Annotated in this window: 16 protein-coding genes; 7 read left to right on the top strand and 9 right to left on the bottom strand. The window is 63.5% G+C overall.

Going from position 1 to position 20,165, the window contains the following annotated elements:
- Nucleotides 1-36: 36 nt before the first annotated feature.
- Nucleotides 37-501: an Lrp/AsnC family transcriptional regulator gene (locus AAE027_RS22085; protein WP_091893785.1), complete on the bottom strand. Its 465-nt coding sequence runs from the start codon at nt 499-501 to the stop codon at nt 37-39.
- A gap of 162 nt (nt 502-663) precedes the next feature.
- Here AAE027_RS22085 and AAE027_RS22080 point away from each other — a divergent pair, with 162 nt between their 5' ends.
- The gene (locus tag AAE027_RS22080) at nt 664-1,677 is read left to right on the top strand and encodes a 1-aminocyclopropane-1-carboxylate deaminase (RefSeq protein ID WP_370990148.1); all 1,014 of its coding nucleotides are present in this window, start codon (nt 664-666) and stop codon (nt 1,675-1,677) included.
- A gap of 203 nt (nt 1,678-1,880) precedes the next feature.
- Here AAE027_RS22080 and recQ read toward each other — a convergent pair whose 3' ends face one another.
- The 6 genes from recQ to AAE027_RS22050 all read right to left on the bottom strand — a co-directional run bounded on the left by recQ (nt 1,881) and on the right by AAE027_RS22050 (nt 10,282).
- Entirely contained in the window at nt 1,881-3,746 is a 1,866-nt protein-coding gene (gene recQ / locus AAE027_RS22075; protein WP_370990114.1) for a DNA helicase RecQ, read from the bottom strand.
- A gap of 243 nt (nt 3,747-3,989) precedes the next feature.
- The gene (locus AAE027_RS22070; protein ID WP_370990115.1) at nt 3,990-4,733 is read right to left on the bottom strand and encodes a polysaccharide deacetylase family protein; all 744 of its coding nucleotides are present in this window, start codon (nt 4,731-4,733) and stop codon (nt 3,990-3,992) included.
- A 105-nt stretch (nt 4,734-4,838) separates the two neighbouring features.
- Nucleotides 4,839-5,840, bottom strand: a complete 1,002-nt coding sequence (gene metA, locus AAE027_RS22065) for a homoserine O-succinyltransferase MetA (RefSeq protein WP_370990116.1) — start codon at nt 5,838-5,840, stop codon at nt 4,839-4,841.
- A 12-nt stretch (nt 5,841-5,852) separates the two neighbouring features.
- Nucleotides 5,853-7,154: an O-acetylhomoserine aminocarboxypropyltransferase/cysteine synthase family protein gene (locus tag AAE027_RS22060; protein WP_370990117.1), complete on the bottom strand. Its 1,302-nt coding sequence runs from the start codon at nt 7,152-7,154 to the stop codon at nt 5,853-5,855.
- A 267-nt stretch (nt 7,155-7,421) separates the two neighbouring features.
- Nucleotides 7,422-8,981 carry an amidase family protein gene (locus AAE027_RS22055; protein ID WP_370990118.1) on the bottom strand — a complete coding sequence of 520 codons (1,560 nt, stop codon included), beginning with the start codon at nt 8,979-8,981 and terminating at the stop codon, nt 7,422-7,424.
- A 119-nt stretch (nt 8,982-9,100) separates the two neighbouring features.
- Nucleotides 9,101-10,282 carry an MFS transporter gene (locus tag AAE027_RS22050; RefSeq protein WP_370990119.1) on the bottom strand — a complete coding sequence of 394 codons (1,182 nt, stop codon included), beginning with the start codon at nt 10,280-10,282 and terminating at the stop codon, nt 9,101-9,103.
- A gap of 98 nt (nt 10,283-10,380) precedes the next feature.
- Between AAE027_RS22050 and AAE027_RS22045 the strand changes: the two genes are divergently transcribed.
- The 3 genes from AAE027_RS22045 (at nt 10,381) to AAE027_RS22035 (ending at nt 12,629) form a co-directional block, all read left to right on the top strand.
- On the top strand, nt 10,381-11,334 hold the full coding sequence (locus AAE027_RS22045; protein ID WP_370990120.1) for a LysR family transcriptional regulator: 954 nt from the start codon (nt 10,381-10,383) through the stop codon (nt 11,332-11,334).
- A 245-nt stretch (nt 11,335-11,579) separates the two neighbouring features.
- Nucleotides 11,580-12,038 carry a VOC family protein gene (locus tag AAE027_RS22040; RefSeq protein WP_370990121.1) on the top strand — a complete coding sequence of 153 codons (459 nt, stop codon included), beginning with the start codon at nt 11,580-11,582 and terminating at the stop codon, nt 12,036-12,038.
- 150 nt (nt 12,039-12,188) lie between these two features.
- Nucleotides 12,189-12,629 carry a CBS domain-containing protein gene (locus AAE027_RS22035; protein WP_370990122.1) on the top strand — a complete coding sequence of 147 codons (441 nt, stop codon included), beginning with the start codon at nt 12,189-12,191 and terminating at the stop codon, nt 12,627-12,629.
- A gap of 370 nt (nt 12,630-12,999) precedes the next feature.
- Here the strand turns inward: AAE027_RS22035 and AAE027_RS22030 are convergent, their stop codons facing one another.
- The gene (locus tag AAE027_RS22030; protein ID WP_370990123.1) at nt 13,000-15,945 is read right to left on the bottom strand and encodes a transketolase; all 2,946 of its coding nucleotides are present in this window, start codon (nt 15,943-15,945) and stop codon (nt 13,000-13,002) included.
- A 49-nt stretch (nt 15,946-15,994) separates the two neighbouring features.
- Nucleotides 15,995-16,780, bottom strand: a complete 786-nt coding sequence (locus tag AAE027_RS22025) for a hypothetical protein (RefSeq protein ID WP_370990124.1) — start codon at nt 16,778-16,780, stop codon at nt 15,995-15,997.
- A 214-nt stretch (nt 16,781-16,994) separates the two neighbouring features.
- Here AAE027_RS22025 and AAE027_RS22020 point away from each other — a divergent pair, with 214 nt between their 5' ends.
- The 3 genes from AAE027_RS22020 to AAE027_RS22010 all read left to right on the top strand — a co-directional run bounded on the left by AAE027_RS22020 (nt 16,995) and on the right by AAE027_RS22010 (nt 20,132).
- Nucleotides 16,995-18,185, top strand: coding sequence for an NADH-quinone oxidoreductase subunit D (locus AAE027_RS22020; RefSeq protein WP_091893905.1), 1,191 nt, complete (start codon nt 16,995-16,997; stop codon nt 18,183-18,185).
- A 20-nt stretch (nt 18,186-18,205) separates the two neighbouring features.
- Nucleotides 18,206-18,532, top strand: coding sequence for an antibiotic biosynthesis monooxygenase family protein (locus tag AAE027_RS22015; RefSeq protein WP_091893809.1), 327 nt, complete (start codon nt 18,206-18,208; stop codon nt 18,530-18,532).
- Between the two features lie 91 nt (nt 18,533-18,623).
- Entirely contained in the window at nt 18,624-20,132 is a 1,509-nt protein-coding gene (locus AAE027_RS22010) for an outer membrane protein assembly factor BamB family protein (RefSeq protein ID WP_370990125.1), read from the top strand.
- The last annotated feature ends 33 nt before the right edge of the window (nt 20,133-20,165 follow it).

The raw sequence follows: 20,165 nt of genomic DNA, 5'->3' as shown, positions 1-20,165 counted from the left end.
CGAGCAAGGCAAGTGAAGTTGCCGTGACGGGCCCGCTCAGAATTCGAGCGGCGCGTTGTCGACGACTTCCTTCATCACGAAGAAGGTGCGGGTCTGGCGCACGCCGGGCAGCGCGATCAGCTGCTCGCCATGGATGCGGTTGAAATCCTCCATGTCACCGACGCGGATCTTGAGGAAATAGTCGAAATCGCCGGCGACGAGATGGCAGTCGAGCACGAACTTCAATTTTGCGATCGCCTGCTCGAAAGTGGCAAAACTCTCCGGGGTCGAGCGGTCGAGCACGACGCCGACCATCACCAGCGTGCCCTTCGCCACCTTCTTCGGTGCCACCATGGCGCGCACAGTCGCAATGAAACCGTCCTCGAACAGGCGCTGGGTACGGCGATGGCAGGTGGCGGGGCTGATCGCGACGGTTTCGGCCAGCTCGGCGTTGCTGAGCCGGCCGTTATTCTGCAGCAATCGCAATATCTTAAGGTCGATGCGATCGAGTCGGGCGGACATGGAAGAAGCTTTCATTTCCAAGCGGAATTCTGGAATGATTAGACCCGCTAGGCGTAAATTGCGCAAGCTATGTCGCGATATTGCCGCCGCATTTGAGAGCACATTTCCTGCCTCAGATGCTAGTTGCTGCGGCCAGCTCAACGCCAACCGGAATGACCCATGATGCTGGAAAAATTCGCGCGCTACCCGCTCACCTTCGGCCCGACACCGATCGAGAAGCTGGAGCGGCTGTCAAAACATCTCGGTGGCCAGGTCGAGGTCTATGCCAAGCGCGAGGACTGCAATTCGGGCCTTGCCTATGGCGGCAACAAGCTGCGCAAGCTCGAATACATCATTCCGGACGCGATCGCGTCCAACGCCGACACGCTGGTGTCGATCGGCGGCGTGCAGTCCAACCACACCCGCATGATCGCGGCGGTCGCCGCCAAGCTTGGCATGAAGTGCCGTCTGGTGCAGGAAGCCTGGGTGCCGCACGAGGACGCGGTCTATGACCGCGTCGGCAACATCATGCTCTCGCGCATCATGGGCGCCGACGTGCGCCTGGTCGATGACGGCTTCGACATCGGCATCCGCAAGAGCTGGGAGCAGGCGATCGAGGAGGTGAAGGCGGCGGGCGGCAAGCCTTACGCGATTCCCGCCGGCGCCTCCGTGCACAAATTCGGCGGCCTCGGCTATGTCGGCTTCGCCGAGGAAGTCCGCAAGCAGGAGAAAGAGTTCGGCTTCAAGTTCGACTACATCGTCGTCTGCACCGTCACCGGCTCGACCCATGCCGGCATGCTGGTCGGCTTCGCCGCCGACGGCCGCGCCCGCAAGGTGATCGGCATCGATGCATCGTTCACCCCTAGCCAGACCAAGGCCCAGGTGCTCGAGATCGCGCAGAACACGGCCAAGCTCGTCGAGCTCGGCAAGGAGCTCGTCGCCGATGACGTCGTGCTGATCGAGGACTATGCCTATCCCGCCTATGGCGTGCCGTCGGAAGAGACCAAGGAAGCGATCCGCCTCACCGCGCGGCTCGAAGGCATGATCACCGACCCCGTCTACGAGGGCAAGTCGATGCAGGGCCTGATCGATCTTGCGAAGAAAGGCTATTTCGAGAAGGGCGCGAAGATCCTCTACGCCCATCTCGGCGGCGCGCCTGCGCTGAACGGGTATGCGTACGCGTTCCGGAATGGGTGAGGCACTCAGCTCCCGCCTCATACACAGCTGTCGTCCCGGCGAAGGCCGGGACTCATAACCACCGCGCCTCGTTTGGCGAAGACTCGTGGTTGCCAGCCTGCCGCAACAACTTCTTCCTGTGATTATGGATCCCGGACCTGCGCTTACGCTTGTCCGGGATGACGTGGGAGGGAGTTGAGCGCGACAACAAACGCTGCGTTGCCCTACCTCGTCCTGATGATCTGCAGCAGTTCGTCGCCGTAATGCTCGAGCTTCTTGTCGCCGATGCCGGGCACGTTGCGCAGTTCGTCCAGCGTCGTCGGCCAGGCCCGGACGATGCCGTCGATGGTGGCATCGTGCAGCACGACATAGGCGGGCACGCCGCGCTCGCGGGCGATGTCGGAACGCCAGGAGCGCAGCCGCGCGCGCAATTCGGGATCGACATCGCCTTGCGGCGCGCTCGCCGCGAGCGCGAGGTCGCCGCGGCGCGATTTGGCCCGGCTTGAGCGGATGCGGGTGCCGGGCGCTTCCTCGCGCAGCCACACCGCCGTTTCGCCGCGCAGCACGCCGCGCGAAGAATCCGTCAGCTTCAGCGCGCCGAATGCTTCGCTGTCGCTCTGCAAATGCCCCATTGCCACCAATTGCCGCAGCACCGTGCGCCACTGCTTTTCGTTGAGCTCGCGGCCGATGCCGAACACCGACAGCTTGTCGTGGCGGAACTGCGTCACCTTCTCGGTCAGGCGCCCGACCAGCACGTCGATCAGGTGCATCGCGCCAAAACGTTGCCCGGTGCGGTAGACGCAGGACAGCAGCTTCTGCGCCAGCACCTTGCCGTCGCGCATCTTCGGCGGCGTCAGGCAATTATCGCAATTGCCGCAACTCTCGCCCATCACGATCTCGCCGAAATAGGCGAGCAGCCGCCGGCGCCGGCAGTGCGGAGTCTCGGCAAGACCGACCAGCGCGTCGAGCTTGCCGATCGAGACCCGCTTGAAATCGTCGGACGCGTTGGATTCGTCGATCATGCGGCGCTGCTGCACGATGTCCGAGAGGCCATAGGCCATCCAGGCGGCCGACGGCTTGCCGTCGCGGCCGGCGCGTCCCGTCTCCTGATAATAGGCCTCGATGCTCTTGGGCAGATCGAGATGGGCGACGAAGCGCACGTCGGGCTTGTCGATGCCCATGCCGAACGCGATGGTCGCAACGATGACGATGCCGTCTTCGTTGAGGAAGCGGTCCTGGTTCCGCGAACGCACGCTGCTATCGAGGCCGGCATGATAGGGCAGCGCGGCAATATCGGCGTCTTGAAGCGCGGCTGCGACCTCCTCGACGCGGTTGCGGGACAGGCAATAGACCACGCCCGCATCGCCCATGTGACGCTCGCGGATGAATTCCTTCAGCTGCGACACCGCATTGCGCTTGTCGACGATCTCGTAGCGGATGTTGGGCCGGTCGAAGCTGGAGACGAATTGCGGGGCGCCCGTCAACTGAAGCCGCGCCACGACCTCCTTGCGCGTCAGCTCGTCGGCGGTCGCGGTCAGCGCGATGCGCGGAACGTCGGGAAAGCGCTCGGCGATGATGGACAAACCGACATATTCGGGCCGGAAATCATGGCCCCATTGCGAGACGCAATGGGCTTCGTCGATCGCGAACAGCGCCACCTTCGCCTGCGCCAGCATCGAGAGGCAGCGCGGCGTCACCAGCCGTTCCGGCGCAACATAGAGCAGGTCGAGATCGCCCGCGATCAGGCGGCGCTCCACCGCCGAGGCCTCCTGCGGAGTCAGCGACGAGTTCAGCGCGGCCGCGTTGACGCCGGCTTCGATCAGGCCGGCGACCTGGTCGCGCATCAGCGCGATCAGCGGCGAGACCACGATGCCGCAGCCCTCGCGCAGCAGTGAGGGGAGCTGATAGCAGAGCGACTTGCCGCCGCCAGTCGGCATCAGCACCAGACAATTGCCGCCATCCGTCACGTGCCGGATGATCTCGCCCTGCGCGCCGCGGAACCCCGGCAGTCCGAACACCGAATGCAGCACCGACAACGCATCGCGGCCGTTGGCCGGCGCTGGCAGTGGAGCGGTGGAAGGGGAGGACATGGGCGTGTCTGGAACAAGGCCGTGGATTCGTCACAAGGCCAGTCGCATGCTGACGCGGGCGTGGCAAGGCCGTTTGCGGGGCAAAGGCAGTCTTCCCTCTCCCCTTCCGGGAGAGGGTGCCGAGCGAAGCTCGGCGGGTGAGGGGTTCTATCCGCGAACTCGATAGAGACTACTATGCTGAGACAACCCCTCATCCGGCGCTTCGCGCCACCTTCTCCCACAAGGGGAGAAGGAAGAAAACCGCTACACCCCGATCCGTCGCAAAGCTTCCGCGACCGTCACGATCGGCATATTGCGTTTCCGGGCCGCCTTCAGCGCATGGCGCATCAATTGCGGCGTGCAGCCAAAGGGGCTCGGCGCGTTGGCGACGTCGTGGCCGTAGAAGATCAGCCAGCCGCCGCTTTCGACCGCCTCATCGAAATAGCGGTCGATGCCGGCCGCATCGATCTCGCAATCGATCAAAGGCGACGCGCGCAGGAACTGGAGGTCGATGACGTCGCTGTTAACGCCGGGAAGGATGCCGCGCGCCGAACGGTAGGCCCTTGTAAGCTGCGGCTTGCGCCAGACCGAGGCGAGGCCATACGGATAGGCGAAGTTCTGCAGCACGATCGAGGAATCGATGCTGCGGAAATAGTTGCGGTTTCGCTCGATCTCGCGCGCCATAGCGGCCGCGTCGAGATCGACCGCGCACTGATGCGAGAAGGTGTGGCAGGCAATCTCGTGACCGGTCCGGTGAAGCCGCACGATCGCGTCATTCGACAGCCCATGCCAATGGTCCGACGGCTGATCGATCAAGCTGCCGGAGAGGTAGAACGTGCCGCGACCGTCATGCTGCTCCAGGAGCTCGGCACCTTCGCCTGCGGCGCTATCGGGGGCATCGTCGAAGGTGAAGCTCACGATCGGCGCGCGCGCAGGCAACCGGTGCGGCGCGGCGCGGAAATGCCGGGCCAGCCGATTGCTCACGCGTCCCTGGAGTTCCGACCACACGCTGCGTTTCCTGCGATTTCGTATTTCTCTACTGAAACATTCGTGCGCTGGTTGAGGCAAGCCTAACGCTCAAGTAATCCTAACGCGAAACCAACATCCCTTTGGCTAGCGCACCGAGACCGGCGCGTCGGCATCCGCGCCGAGATATTGCAGCCAGTTCCGGAACAATGCCGCCGCTGCGCTGCCGGCGGCGATATCGGCGCGCAAATTCAGCGCAGGCAATTCGTTGGTGAGCGCCGGATGGCGCTGGTGCCGCGCCTGTTTCTCGAAGCGGGCCAGTTTCTCTTCCGTCGCTGCGTCAAAATAACTCACGGGCAGGTTCGGATAGTTCTCGCGCTCACGCGCGAGATAGCGGCCGATGTCGCGCAGATATTCGCGCTGGAGCGATAGGGCATCATATTCCGGGTGGCCCTGGAAGAACACGAAGCGGCTGGCATATTGGCGGACGAAGACATCGACGCCAGCCTCCTCCGAACGTGTCAGCACCTGGTATCCGGCCTGAACGAGGTCGTCCTCGGCGATCTCGTTCAGGCGCGAATGCGAGACCTTGAGCGGCGCAGGCGCACCGCGCGTCAGGGGATCATGCGCTACGGCTTCGCAGTCGAAGATGCCGTGACATTTGGCCGGCAGCCGCCGTCGTTCGATACGGTCGAGATGCAGCACCGCCGCATGCGCGGCGAGGCACGACCAGATCGTCGAGCGTGTGTTGATCTTGGCCCAGTCGACGAGGTCGGTCAGATCGCGCCAGTACGGCTCCTGGTCGAGCTCCGGCGCGACCGGTTCGGCGCCGGTCACGATCAGTCCGTCGAATCTCTGGCGCTTGAGATCCGCAAGATCGGAATATTCACTCTCGACGTGCCACTTCGCTTCCGGCGATCGCTTCACGGAAGGAAGCGAGAAGCAGTGGAAGCGGATGCGGCGCGGGCCCGCGGCGGCCTGGAGCAGCTTCATGAACTGTCGCTCGGTCGCCTTCAGCGCCGGGTCCGGCATGTTGTTGATCAGCCCGATGGTCAGCTCGGCGCCGCCCCGATCAAGCGCGAGATCACCCCCGGCCGGCACCAGTGCCGGGCTCGACATCACTTGATCCCTGTCGATCAAGATCGTCATCGGCGCCCTGGCCTACTCCGCGGCCTGGAGGCGCGACGACGGACAGGCCTTTTCCAGCGCCTGGTCGATGTCCTCGATGATGTCGGCGGAATGCTCGATGCCAATCGACAGGCGGATCGTCTCCGGCAAGACACCAGCGACACGCTGCTGCTCTGCCGACATCTGCCGGTGCGTGGTCGAGGCCGGATGGCAGGCGAGCGACTTGGCATCGCCGATGTTGACGAGGCGCGTGATCAGCTTCAGCGCATCGTAGAAAGTCTTGCCGGCTTCCATGCCGCCCTTGATGCCGAAGGTGAACAGCGAGGAGGCGTTACCGTTCAGATATTTCTGCACCAGCGGATAATAGGGGCTGTCCGGGAAACCCGTGTAATTGACCCAGGCGGCGCGCGGATCATTACGCAGGAATTCGGCGACCTTGCGGGCGTTCTCGACGTGACGCTCCATGCGCAGCGCCACGGTCTCGATGCCCTGGAGCAGCAGGAAGGCGTTGAACGGCGAGAGCACCGAGCCCATGGTGCGCTGATAGACGCTGCGCGCGCGCTCGATATAGGCGGTCCTGCCAAAGCGTTCGGCATAGACGAGGCCATGATAGGACGCGTCCGGCTTGTTGTAAGCCGGGAAGCGGTCGGCGTATTTCGCCCACGGGAAGTTTCCGGAATCGACGATGGCGCCACCGAGCGTGGTGCCGTGGCCGCCCAGGAACTTGGTCAGCGAATGCACGGCGATGTCGGCGCCGTAGTCGAACGGCTTGAGCAGAATGGGGGTCGCGACCGTGTTGTCGACGATCAGCGGCACGCCGTGGGCGTGCGCGATTTTCGCCAGCCCCTCGATGTCGCAGACATTGCCGGCGGGATTGCCGATGGTCTCGGCGAACACGGCGCGGGTATTCTCGTCGATCAGCTTCTCGATCGCATCTAGCTTGTCGCTCTCGGCGAAGCGGCCGGTGATGCCCTGCCGCGGCAGGATGTGCGAGAGCAGCGTGTGCGTGGTGCCGTAGAGCTGCGGCACGGAAACGATGTTGCCGCCATGATCGGCGACATTGACAAAGGCGAAATGCAGGGCCGCCTGGCCGGTCGCAACCGCGAGCGCGCCGACGCCGCCTTCGAGCTGCGCAATGCGCTTCTCCAACACCGCGCTGGTCGGATTGGCGATCCGGCTGTAACGAAAGCCCTCGGCCTCGAGATTGAAGAGCGCGGCGCCATGATCGGCGCTGTCGAAGGCGTAGGCCGCGGTCTGGTAGATCGGCACGGCGACGGCGTGCGTGGTGGCTTCCGGTTCGTAGCCGGCGTGAATAGCGATCGTCTCGTTGCGCATCGTGCCACCTCCGCGTGGGGCGGGCCGCACTTATTGGCCTCACGGCATGTGCGTTGTCCGCCGTCCTCCTGTTAGAGGCGGGTGGTAAAGCGGACAATAATTCGCCTAGAGATCGAGGAAGTAACCCTAACGCTTGTTGGCGAGGTGGCCAGAATTCGGGTTAAACTGGATTAACGAATTGACGAGGTTTGCTGCGACAGCGGCGTTGCTTTTGCCTTCTCCCCCTTTGGGGAGAAGGCAGTCAACGCGGCGATAGCCAGGCTACACCTAAGCCATCTGCTCCCACAGCCTGTGGGCGAGCACGCCGGCACGCTTCTCGATCGCGGCCGCCGCATCGAGCGCAAGATCCTCGCGATAGCGCCCAGCAATGAGCTGCACGCCGATCGGCTTGCCGTCATGGAGGGCCACCGGCACCACCGCGCCGGGCAGGCCCAGCACGTTGATCGCCGAAATGAAGCGGATCTCGCCCCAGAAGATCTCGCGCACGCGCTCGGGACTGACCGTGTCCTCGCGCGGGCCCGGCGTCGGCTTCACCGTGGTCGGCGCCAGCACGACCGGATACTCCTCGAAGAACAATTGCCAGGCGCGGATGTGGCCATTGCGCGCGGCCGTCGCCTGCATCCAGGCTTTGAGATCGAGCACGTTGGCCTTGGTCTTCATGCCGCCCCAGGCCTTGTGAAAATCCTCGGAGGTGACCTTCAGCATGCTGGCTTCCTGCATCACCACGGTCTCGTTGGTGATGATGTCGCACCAGGTCTGCCAGACGCCGTTGATGTCGGGCACCTCGACCTCGCTGACGCGATAGCCGGAACGCTCAAGATGATCCGCGGCTTGGCGCAGCGCCGCGGTGACCTGCGGATCGACGTCCATGTCATCGGGGATCTTTGCCAGCGCGACCTTGATCGGCCCCTTCGGCTTCGGTCCGGCCAGCGGCGCCGGCACCCACCAGGGATCGCGCGGATCGCGTTGGCTCATCACCTCCAGTGCGAGGCGAACGTCGGCGACGTGACGGGCGAGCGGCCCCTGCGCCGACATCAGATGGGCCAGCATCGGCCGCTCGGCGGTGGCGCTTCCGTTAAAAGCGGGGATGCGTCCCTGCGTCGGCTTGATGGTGGCAATGCCATTGCAGTGCGCGGGCCAACGCAACGAGCCGCCGATGTCGTTGCCATGGGCGATGGTGCCGATGCCGACGGCGACCGCCGAGCCTGCGCCGCCGGAAGAGCCACCGCAGGTGATGTTCGGATCCCAGGGATTCAGTGTCAGCCCGTGCAGAGGATTGTCGGTGAAGCCGCGGAAGGAGAATTCCGGCGTATTGGTGAGTCCGATGACGATCGCACCGGCCTTTTTCAAGTTGCGCACCACGGGGGAATCCGACGGCGCGATGAGGTCCTCGTTGGCGGGAACGCCGTTGAAATTTGGCCGGCCTTCGTAGTCGACATTCTCCTTGATGGTTATGGGCACGCCATGCAGGAGGCCGAGCTCGCCGCCCTTCGCGCGCTGCCTGTCGGCCGCGTGCGCAGCCTTCAACGCCTCTTCCGAGAGATCGACGACGACGGCGTTCAGCCTCGGATTGATGGCGTGCATCCGTTCGAGATGCGCTTCGACGGTCTCGACGGCGGAGATTGCACCGGAGCGGATGGCAGCCGCAGTCTCGACCGCCGACCATTGCCAGGCCGGCCCCTTGGGACGGCGCGATGAGGCTGGCTTGAGCCGCGTGGCTTTCTTTGCCTTCTTCGCAACGACGCCCTTGCGGCTTGTGCTTTTCTTGCTGGCGGTCTTTGCCGGTTTCTTCGAAGCAGCTTTTTTCCTGGTCGTCGTCTTCGCCACGTCGCATCTCCTGAAATTGCACCGCAGACGTTACGGATGGCGAAAGGACGTGTACAGGTGCGTTTTCTGCATGGCGCGATGGCGCGGCGCGGCGAATTGTCCGCGAACGCGCCGCTGCGCTATTCCGCCGGACAAGCCGCAACGGCGGCTTGCGCGCGGTCCAGCCGGAGGCTCCACAGCGCCAGCACAAGACCGACGGCGGTGATGCCGGCTGCGACCAGAGGGAGCGCCGAAAGGCCGAGCCCGCGATCGATGGTGACACCGCCGGCCCAGGCGCCGAGGGCGTTGCCAAGATTGAACGCGGCGATGTTGAGGCTGGAGGCGAGCGTGCGGCCATTGGGGCCTGCCGCTTCCAGCACGCGAAGCTGGAGCGGGGCGACGGTTGCAAAAGCGGCGATGCCCAGCAGCAGGATCAGCACGACCGCCGGGATCTTGACCGACAGCACGGCGGCAAGGCCAAGAAGCACTATGGCGAGCGCGGCGAGCGTTCCGATCAGCGCGCCGGCAAGGCCACGGTCGGCGAGCTTGCCGCCGGCGACGTTGCCGATCGCGAGCCCGACGCCGAACACCAGCAGGATCGGCGAGACCGCGGCCTCCGAAAAGCCGGTGAAGCGCGTCAGGATCGGCTGGATATAGGTGAAGACGACGAACAGGCCGGCAAAGCCGAACACGGTCATGGCAAGGCCGAGCAGCACCTGCGGGCGGCCGAGCACCGAGACTTCCTCGGCAAGCGAGACCGGCTTGTCGTCGTTGCCGACATGGCCGGGCACGAGCGCGGCGACCACAGCAAAGGCGATCACGCCGATGACCGTCACGGCCCAGAATGCCGCGCGCCAGCCGAGCATCAGGCCGAACCAGGCGCCGAAGGGCACACCCAGCAGTGTCGCGACCGTGAGGCCGATGAACATGGTGGCAATCGCCGAGGCCCGCTTGTCTTCGGCGACGAGGCTCGTCGCCACCACCGACCCCACGCCGAAGAAGGTACCGTGGGCGAGCGATGTCAGCACGCGCGCGGCCATCAGCAGTTCGTAATTCGGCGCCAGTGCGCAGGCGGCATTGCCCAGCGTGAAGATCGCCATCAGCGCCAGCAGCACGGACTTCCGCGGCATGCGCCGTGTGGCGAGCGTCAGCACCGGCGCGCCGACGAACACGCCGAGCGCATAGCCGGAGATCAGCAGGCCCGCGACCGGCACCGAGACATGCATCTCGGCGGCGACCTGGAGCAACAGGCCCATGATGATGAATTCGGTGGTGCCGATGCCGAAGGCACCAGCGGTGAGCGCAAGGACGGCGGGAGGCATGCGTGGCTCCGATGGATGAGACGAGCCACGCAGATAGCCGCACCGCAGCAAAACCATTAGAATGTCCGCAATCCAATCATTTGTGACGTGAATTCAACATGGCCCGCTTCGACACCAACCGCTCCGCTGAGATGGAGGTTTTCGTCCGCGTCGTCGACTTAGGCGGCTTCACCCAGGCCGCGCAAAAACTGCGCCTGACGCCGTCGGGCGTGAGCAAGTTGATCTCGCGGCTCGAGGCACGGCTCGGCTCGCGCCTGGTCAACCGCACCACGCGCAAGCTGACCCTGACCGAAGAAGGCCAGGCGTTCTACCAGCGGGCCGTGCGGATCCTCGCAGAGATGGAGGAAGCCGAACGCGAGGCGGCCTCCGGTGCGGCCCCGCGCGGTCGCCTCACGGTAAACAGCAACATTCCGTTCGGCATGCTGCATGTGATGCCGCTGATCCCGCGCTTCCTGGAAGAGCATCCCGACGTCACGCTCGATCTCGTGCTCACGGACACGCTGATCGACCTGATGCAGGAACGCGCCGACGTCGCGATCCGTGTCGGCCCATTGCGTGCGTCGCGTCTCGTCGCACGGAAACTCGGCACCAGCCGCATGGTCGTGGTCGGCGCGCCGGACTATCTCGCACGCTGCGGCACGCCGAAGACGCCGGCCGATCTCGCCGATCACCGCGGCATCGGCTGGACCTTTCCGCGCAGTATCCGCGGCTGGCCATTCAAGCGCGGCGACCACACCGAGGAAGCGGTGCCGCCGCCCGTCGCGCGCGCCAGCGACGGCGAAGCCGCGCGCCGCCTTGCGCTCGGCGGCGTCGGGCTCGCGCGCCTCGCCCTCTTCCACATCGGCCCCGACATCGAATCCGGCCGCCTCGTGCCGGTGCTGCAAAGCTACAATCCCGGCGACCGCGAAGACATCCACGCCGTCTATGTCGGACACACAGCCCCGCTCCCGGCACGCGTCCGTGCATTCATCGATTTCCTCGCCGAGCATGTGCGGGTGAGCGACCCGGCCCTGAAGCGCGCGGGGGATGGAAGGTGGAGATTGGTGGGATGAGGCCCGATGGCTAACAGAATGTCAGTCAACCGGGCGCCGCCATCGCAAGGAACCTATCTCTTCGCTGACAAAATGCAGCCGTGTCAGCGCTGTTCCCAAGGCAACGTAATGGGGAGCAACGCGCTGTGGCATGGATTCGCTTTCTGATCGCTCGAGGTCCGCCGTGGCTGGGGCACTCATACCCGATTGCGGCCTGGGCTGAGTCTACCCACCTGATCGATAGGTAGGCAAAAGAGGAGAATCCAATGACTGAGTTCGCAAGGCCGCGCGCCATTGGCTTCAACCACATAGCTTTGGAGGTCGGAGAGATCGAAGAAGCACTGGCATTCTACGGCCGTCTGTTCAGCTTCGAGCTACGTGGCAAGACCGACACCATGGCCTTCATCGATCTGGGCGACCAGTTCATCGCGCTGCAGAAAGGCCGCCGGCAAGCAGCGGACGACGGCCGCCATTTCGGGCTCGTGGTCGACGACAAGGAAGCGGCGCGCAAGGCGCTGGATGCCGCAGGTGTCGCCGTGATCGATGGACCCTTCCTCGATTTTCGCGATCCATGGGGCAACCGCGTCGAGATCGTGGGTTATGACAATGTCCAGTTCACCAAGGCTCCGAACGTGCTGCGCGGGATGCGTCTGACACACCTCGGCAAGAACGAGCATGCGAAGAAGGAACTCGCCGAGAAGGGCATGGCGGTGGGGCCAGGCTGAAACAGGCCGTGACGCTCTCGTCTCTGCACGGATCAGAACCAGTATCGTCTTTGGAACGCGCGATCGTCGCCTCCGTTGTGTTGACATATCAATCGAAGAAGCCCCCGCATCATCGAAATCTGTCGGGGCAGACTGGCATAGGAGTTGATCATGAAGAAGATCAGCGATGTGATGACGCGCGACGCGAAAGTCGTAAATCCTAACGACACGATACAGAATGCAGCAAAGCTGATGAAAGAGTGCGATTGTGGCGTATTGCCCGTGGGTGAAGGTGACCGCCTCGTGGGCATGATCACAGACCGCGATATTGCGGTGCGCTGCATCGCGGACGGCAAAGGCCCGAACAGCAAGGTCCGTGACGCGATGACCCAAGCGGTGAAATACTGCTTCGACGACGAGGACATATCTCACGTCTGTACGAACATGAGTGAGATCCAGGTACGGCGATTGCCCGTGGTGGACCGGAACAAGCGCCTGGTCGGCATCGTGTCGCTTAGCGATTTGGTGCGCCAGTCGGCAGGGACTGCCAAGGCGCTGCATGGAATCGCGCGGCCGAGCCAGCAGCATAACCAGAGTTCCGCCACCGCCTGAGCCTCTCACCGATGGTAAGGCACCTGATTTTAGAGTATCCGTGCATCGCCGGAAACGGCGGCCAGATAGGCCGTTGAAGTAACGGACGCTTGGCCGTCGCCCACTCCCTCTTTTCGCTCCAGCACCGACCTGGAGCGGGGCGTGATTCAAGGGGCAGGTTCAGCACGGTGCTCCGGGAACTTCTTATTTGGATGCCGGGGAACTAGGCTACATTAACACAAGCCGCCGCGGACGAAAATTTCCGGGAACGACTGCGCCGTGTGGCAGTTATCCAGTCAGAGCAAGTAACTTTTGAAAGGTGGAATCCTTGAAAAAGTGAAAGCTCGAGCCCCGTCATTCCAATCATTGGATGGCGGGGTTTATTTTTGTTTCAGGCAGCCAACTGCAGGACCTTCTCTTCAATCGAGCGGCGCGAAATGCCGTACCTGTCGAGCAATTCGTCTTTCGTGCCAGAGCGCGGCAGTCGTGCAATCCCCAGCCGATGCACCGGCGCCGTCGAGCCAACCGCGGTCGACACGGCATCGCCCAGCCCGCCATCGATCGCGTGGTCCTCGACGACAATCAGCCCCCCGGTATCACGAGCGGCTGCCGATAGCGTGACGACATCGATAGGCTTCACCGAGTAGGCATCAATCACGCGGATCGAAATCCCACGTGCATCGAGCATGTCGGAAGCGGCCAACGCCTCATGCACGGTAATACCAGCCGCAACGACAGTGAGCCGATCTTGCAGCGACGAGCGCAGTACCTTGCTGCCGCCGATCGGAAACTCCTCCGCATTGGAGTAGATCACCGGTGTCTTGGGCCGTGTCGTCCGGATGTAGACGATGCCATTGGTACGCGCCGCCATCGCGGTCAGCTGCTCGGCGCTCACCGCATCTGCCGGATACAAAACCGTACTTTCGATCAGGGCGCGGAACATGGCAAGATCCTCAAGGCCCATCTGTGACGGGCCGTCCTCGCCGATCGACACGCCGCAATGGCTGCCGCACAGGACGAGATGGGCGGGCCGCGAATACTGCGCCATGCGGATGAAATCATAAGCGCGCGTGAGGAAGCAGGCGAACGTCGCTGCACATGGGATCTTGCCCGCCGCTGCGAGTCCGAGGGCGACGCCGACCATGTTCTGCTCGGCGATGAAACTCTCGAAGAACCGTTCCGGGTATCGGGCCGCGAACGGCTCTGTTCCGGTGGAGTTCTTCACGTCGCCGTCAAGCGCTACCAGCGCGGGCTCCTCGCCAGCGAGCTTCTCCAGCGCGTGCCCGAACGCCTCGCGGGTGGCGACCTTATCACCCAGCCGATAGGCGGGAGGGGAGTGTGTCGCGGCCACCCGCTGCGGGCGCGCCATCTGGCCGACCCGACGTGGCTCGACGACGGGCGGCGCCTGCGTCTCATCGCCCAGTTCGTCGAGTGCCTGCGCCATCTGCTTGCGGTCGAGCGGTTTGCCGTGCCATCCGTCCGCTCCTTCCAGGAACGAGACCCCTTTGCCCTTGATGGTACGCGCGAGGATGGCGGTCGGGCCACCGTCATGCGCGGTCCGAAATGCCGCAAGGATCGCTGTCATATCGTGACCGTCGATCTCGATGGTGCGCCAGCCGAAGCTCGCGAACCGACGCGCGAACACCGCGGTATCGTGGTGATAGGGCGCCGCCTCGCTCTGGCCGAGACCGTTGATGTCAACGATCGCCGTCACGTTCGCAAGGCCATTGAGCGAAGCAAACTGCGCGGCCTCCCACACTGAGCCTTCCGAGCATTCGCCGTCGCCAAGCAGGCAGAACACGCGGGCATCGATGCGGTCCAGGCGGTTCGCCGCTGCGAGCCCATTGGCCGCCGCAAGCCCCTGTCCGAGCGATCCGGTCGCGACCCTGACCCATGGATTGAGCGGAGTCGGATGGCCTTCCAGCGTGCTATCGATTCGCCGCAGTGACAGCGGATCCTCGCTGATGGCGCCGGCTTCGTGCAAGGCCGCCCACAGGATTGGCGCCGCATGGCCCTTCGACAGAACGAACGTATCGACATTGCGCGCGGCCGCATCGAGCGGATCCCAGCGCATCTCGCGGAAGAACAGCGCGGCCACGATATCGGCGCACGACATGCAAGAGGTGGGATGACCCGAGCCCGCTTCCGTCGTCATGCGGATCACCAGTCGCCGCAGCCGGCGGGCCTCTGCGCGCAGATCGTCCACATCACGGAACGCCACAGCGCGCTCACCCTTGGCGGCGAACAGCTTGAGCAGCGAGTCGAACGGATCGATGAACTTCTGGACCGCGTCGTTCTCGAGCTGGGCCGTGACCAGATCGAACGACACCCCAAGCCGACCCAGATCTTCCATGACGCGCCGCGCGCGCTGCACATCGTGCGTGACCGTGGCCTGCACAGTGCCGTGGTCGCGGAACCCTGCGATGGTCTTGCGCGTCATCGTGTTGATGGTCATTGGACCGATCAACGGCTCGACATACATGAGATCCGGATAGTCCGGGTTCTTGGTGCTGGTGCTCGCCCATAGCATCCGCTGTACCCGCCCGCCTTTCTCGGCGAGCGCCATCCAGCGGTTACTCGCCCGGATATGGCTAAATGCCTGATAAGCGAGCTTGGCGTTCGCGGTCGCGACCTTGCCCAGAAGGCTGCGTGGATCTGGATCGGGAGGCAGGCGGTCGGGCACGATGCGCTGCCGCAGTAGTCGATCGACGAGCACATCGATGCGACTGAGGAAAAAACTTGCGACCGAAGCGATGCGTTCGATCGGCTGGCCTGCGTCCAGCCGCCGTTCAAGCGCTCGCAGGTAGGCCTCGGCCACTGCCTCGTAGCGGGCGATCGAGAACAGCAGCGTGATGTTGACGTTGATGCCTTCGAACAGCAGCTGCTCGATGGCCGGAACCCCTGCCGGAGTGCCGGGAATCTTGATGAACAGGTTGGGTCGGTCGACCAATGTCCACAGCCTCCGCGCCTCCTCGATCGAGGCCTCTGTGTCGTGCGCGAGGTGGGGCGATACTTCGAGGCTTACGAAGCCGTCGACGCCCGCGGTCTCCTCATACACCGGGCGCAGGATATCACAGGCGTTCCGTACGTCGCTGGTAATGAGTTCTTCATAAATCCCGGCTGGGGATCGGCCCGCCACGGCTGCGCGAACGATGTCATCGTCGTAATCCGCGCCTTCCGCGACCGCCTTCTCGAAGATGGCCGGATTCGACGTGATACCACGCAAGCCTTCCTCGCCAACCCGCCGTGCCAGATCGCCGCTATTGATCATTCGCCGGGTGAGATCATCCATCCAGCAGCTCTGGCCTTGCGCCAAGAGTTCGATCGTCCGGTTCATATGCGGTCTCCATAGTTCAAGTGCCTGGAAAGCCGACCATGCACTGCCTTTATTGCCATTCGCCCTTGATCAGCGGACCGATGGGATGCTCGCGCGGCGACATCTTGAGCTGGCGGAAAATGTCGGCATTGCGGGCCGTCTCGTGTTCGGTCTCGATATTGACCCCATAGGCGCGCTCGGGATCGACGCGCGCGCCGATCAGGATGAACTCGGCGCCTTCATAGTCGAGCAGATGCGGGTCTTCCGATGCGAAGCGCCGGCCGCGGAATTGCCGCTCGACCGGTTTGGGGTAATGCGCCTCTTCCCGCTCTGACAGTCCCGCGCCGGGCGGAGACCCGGCCTCGGGGTTCTTGATAGACAGAATGTATGCCGCCTGGCGCTCGATATTCAGCTCCTCCTGGACTTCGCCGGGCCGCGGTGGCAGTTCGAGTTCATAGCTCAAATGGAGATTGCGACCGCGCTTGATTAGCGCATAGACGCCTTCGCCGGCGGGCCGGACCGGCGGCAGCGTGCGTTCACCGCGCGTCCTGGTCGCATAATGATGCTCACGGAATTCGTTCTCGACGGCGGGACCGGACTTGATCGCTTCGATGAACCCCCAGATGCGTTCATGATCACGCGCCTCGGGCAGCCGCTTGCGCCCGAGCACCGCCACACGAAGCCGGGCCTGTCGTTCCGGCTTCATCACCATGTAGAAGCGCTGGATGTCGCCGAGGTCTTCGGCCTTATCTTCCTCGATCCGGGGTCGGTAGGCAAAATAGATGTCGCCTTTTTCGACGATCTCCTCCGAAACCTCCGCCTCCGGGTCGCCGCGCCTCCGTCGCACAGAAACCATGTCGCAGCCTATCGTGCTCACCCCGTCTGCCCTGCACCCTGCTCAACGGAATGCAAACGCACGTGTTCCTAGGTTCGGGCCGGGACGCGATGCGGCCGTGTAGTTCCTCGCAGCGGGGCCGGAGGAGGCTGCGGGAGCTTTAGGAACGACCAAGGCTTGGGCCGCGTTGCTGCTACGCCGGGCGCGGACCCGCAGCCGCAGCCGTGAGTTCGCCATGGAGGAAGAAGGCCTCCGCAATTTCACCATCAATTTTGGGCCGCAGCATCCGGCGGCCCACGGCGTGCTGCGCCTGGTGCTGGAGCTTGATGGCGAGGTGGTCCGTCGCGTCGATCCTCACATCGGCCTGCTCCATCGCGGAACCGAAAAGCTGATCGAAAACAAGACCTATCAGCAATCGATCGGGTATTTCGACCGGCTCGACTATGTCGCGCCGATGAACCAGGAGCATGCGTTCTGCCTCGCAGCGGAGCGGCTGCTTGGCCTGGAAGTGCCGCGCCGCGGCCAACTGATTCGCGTGCTGTTCTGTGAAATCGGACGCCTGCTCTCGCACCTGCTCAACATCACAACCCAGGCGATGGACGTCGGGGCGCTCACTCCACCGCTGTGGGGCTTCGAAGAGCGGGAGAAGCTGATGGTGTTCTACGAGCGCGCATCCGGCGCGCGCATGCACGCCAATTACTTCCGTGTCGGTGGCGTGCATCAGGACCTGCCACCGAAGCTGATCGATGACATCGAAGCCTTTTGCGATCCGTTCCTGCGCGTGGTGGACGATCTGGATCGGTTGCTGACGGGACTTCGCATCTTCAAGCAGCGCAACGTCGACATCGGCAGGGTGACGTTGAAGCAAGCCTGGGAGTGGGGATTCTCGGGCGTCATGGTGCGTGGCTCCGGCGCCGCCTGGGACCTTCGCAAGGCACAGCCCTATGAATGCTATCCGGAGATGGATTTCGACATTCCGATTGGCAAGAACGGTGACTGCTATGACCGCTATCTGGTCCGCATGGAAGAAATGCGCCAGTCGGTGCGCATCATGAGACAGTGCATCGCCAAACTCCGGGCTCCTGACGGGCAAGGTCCGGTCGCAGTGCAGGACAACAAGATCTTTCCTCCGCGCCGCGGCGAGATGAAGCGCTCGATGGAGGCCCTGATCCATCATTTCAAGCTTTACACAGAAGGCTTTCACGTGCCTGCCGGGGAGATCTATGCGGCAGTGGAAGCCCCCAAGGGCGAGTTCGGCGTGTATCTGGTTTCCGATGGGACCAACCAACCCTACAGGTGCAAGATCCGCGCTCCATCGTTCGCGCATCTGCAGGCGATGGACCTACTCTGCCGCGGCCACTTGCTCGCCGACGTCTCAGCGATCATCGGGTCGCTGGACATCGTGTTTGGGGAAATCGATCGATAATGTCGTGAAAGGAGATCGCCATGCCACAGATCCAGATCGGCCAGCAGCCGGTCACGCAAATTACCATCATCGAAGCCGAACCGGAGAAGCAGGCCGAAGCCCTATCGCTCATGAGGGAGCGAGCTCGCTTCATGCAGCGTCAGCCGGGGTTCATTTCCGTCAGCCTGCATCGCAGCCTCGATGGGCGTCGTATCGTGAATTACATTCAATGGGAAAGCCGTGATCTCCTACGGGCCGCGCACCAATCACCTGAATTTCGCAAAGCCTGGAGTCAATTCGGAAGTCTCACCGACGACATCGATCCTCATTTGTACGAGGTCGTCGACGTCCTCGCGAAGAGCGAGTGAAACCGACGCTCGATGAGCGCGAGAGCGAAACGCCTCAGCTCATCTGCCCCACGATGATGGAACCGGAGCAGCGCGGGGCTGTTAGGCGGACATGAACATCCGACGCGCTTTTTCGAGGACAGCCCGTCCTGCCTGGAGGGTGGGACTATTTGCACTTGCGCTATCGCCGCTATCCGCCCTTGCTCAAGACGGCTCCGTTCTGACCTATCATGGCGACAACAGCCGAAGCGGCCAGTACGTCGTTCCCGGGCTATCCTGGGATAAAGCCAGATCGGTTCAGCTGGATCGCACGTTCAACGCTCGTGTCGCGGGCTCGATGTACGCTCAGCCGCTGTACTGGCGTCCTCCTGGCGCGAACGCCGGGATGCTATTCGTGGCCACCGAGGACGACGTCGTCCAGGCCCTCGACGCGACGACCGGTAAGGAATTGTGGAGGCGCGTGGTCGGGCGTCCAGTGCGCCGTTCGTCGCTGCCGTGCGGAAATATCGATCCGCTTGGTATTACCGGGACGCCGGTGATCGACCCTGCAACCCAAGCCATCTATTTCGATGCTGCCGTGGAGCGAGGAAACGGCCCGCGCCACGAGGTGTTCGCGCTTTCGACAAAGGATGGCAGCGTTCTCCCCGGCTGGCCGATCGATGTGGCCGACCTTCTGCAAAAGGCAGGACGACATTTCGACCCGAGCGTCCACAACCAGCGCGCGGCGCTCACGCTTCTTGACGACACTGTGTATGTCGCCTTCAGTGGCCATTTTGGTGATTGCGGGAACTATCACGGCTGGGTGGTCGGACTTTCCCTGCGCGAGCCCGGCAAGCATGTCAGCTTCGAAACGCGTGGGCTTGGGGGCGGGATCTGGGCGCCGGGCGGTCTGAGCGTCTCCGAGCATGACATCTACTTTGCGACTGGGAATACGCTCGGCGCGCCGACCTGGAGCGACGGTGAAGCCGTGTTTCACTTCGGACCCGACCTGCGCCGCAGAGACGACAAGAGGGACTATTTTGCGCCATCGGATTGGAAAACGCTCGATGCCGCCGATGCGGATCTCGGGGGCAGCAATCCGCTTACTTTCAACATATCCGGAGCGGGCGGGGACCGCGCTCTGGTCCTGGCGCTGGGGAAGGATGGCAAGGCTTATCTTCTCGATCGAAATAGTCTCGGCGGCGTCGGCGGCCAGCTGGCGGTCGAAACAGTATCCCAGTCGTCGATCGTCACGTCGCCGGCCGCCTATCGCGTCGGCGATGATGTCTTTGTTGCCTTCCAGGCCTCCGGAGCGCATTGCCCGCAGCCCGGCCGAGGTCACGATTTGACGGTCTTGAAGATCGCAGCAGGCTCCCCGCCGGCGATGGCCACTGCCTGGTGCGGTGCGCTCCGCGGCCGCGGCTCCCCTGTTGCGACCACCACGGACGGCCATTCCAACCCGATTGTTTGGATTGTTGGCGCCGAAGGCGACAATCGGCTGCACGCATTCCGCGGCGATACCGGCGAACCGATTTTTGTAAGCGAGGCCTTGAGCGGCCTCCGACGCTTCCAGACGCTGATCGCGACGCAGGACCGCCTCTATGTGGGCGCCGACGGGCGCATTTACGCCTTTCATTTTTGAAAGGCACGCATGTGCAGCTTCACGAGACCGGAT

It is taken from the genome of Bradyrhizobium sp. DN3 (assembly GCF_041357655.1).
GTDB lineage: Bacteria > Pseudomonadota > Alphaproteobacteria > Rhizobiales > Xanthobacteraceae > Bradyrhizobium.
The sequence above is the reverse complement of the archived record's forward strand: the minus strand, read 5'-3'. Positions and strand labels throughout refer to the sequence as shown.

Coding starts and splice junctions, on each gene's coding strand:
- recQ (WP_370990114.1), bottom strand. CDS start 3,746: ATGTCCTCCCCTTCCACCGCTCCACTGCCAGCGCCGGCCAACGGCCGC.
- AAE027_RS22030 (WP_370990123.1), bottom strand. CDS start 15,945: ATGAACCGGACGATCGAACTCTTGGCGCAAGGCCAGAGCTGCTGGATG.
- AAE027_RS22025 (WP_370990124.1), bottom strand. CDS start 16,780: ATGGTTTCTGTGCGACGGAGGCGCGGCGACCCGGAGGCGGAGGTTTCG.
- AAE027_RS22020 (WP_091893905.1), top strand. CDS start 16,995: ATGGAGGAAGAAGGCCTCCGCAATTTCACCATCAATTTTGGGCCGCAG.
- AAE027_RS22085 (WP_091893785.1), bottom strand. CDS start 501: ATGTCCGCCCGACTCGATCGCATCGACCTTAAGATATTGCGATTGCTG.
- AAE027_RS22050 (WP_370990119.1), bottom strand. CDS start 10,282: ATGCCTCCCGCCGTCCTTGCGCTCACCGCTGGTGCCTTCGGCATCGGC.
- AAE027_RS22035 (WP_370990122.1), top strand. CDS start 12,189: ATGAAGAAGATCAGCGATGTGATGACGCGCGACGCGAAAGTCGTAAAT.
- AAE027_RS22040 (WP_370990121.1), top strand. CDS start 11,580: ATGACTGAGTTCGCAAGGCCGCGCGCCATTGGCTTCAACCACATAGCT.
- metA (WP_370990116.1), bottom strand. CDS start 5,840: ATGACGATCTTGATCGACAGGGATCAAGTGATGTCGAGCCCGGCACTG.
- AAE027_RS22045 (WP_370990120.1), top strand. CDS start 10,381: ATGGCCCGCTTCGACACCAACCGCTCCGCTGAGATGGAGGTTTTCGTC.
- AAE027_RS22080 (WP_370990148.1), top strand. CDS start 664: ATGCTGGAAAAATTCGCGCGCTACCCGCTCACCTTCGGCCCGACACCG.
- AAE027_RS22060 (WP_370990117.1), bottom strand. CDS start 7,154: ATGCGCAACGAGACGATCGCTATTCACGCCGGCTACGAACCGGAAGCC.
- AAE027_RS22010 (WP_370990125.1), top strand. CDS start 18,624: ATGAACATCCGACGCGCTTTTTCGAGGACAGCCCGTCCTGCCTGGAGG.
- AAE027_RS22015 (WP_091893809.1), top strand. CDS start 18,206: ATGCCACAGATCCAGATCGGCCAGCAGCCGGTCACGCAAATTACCATC.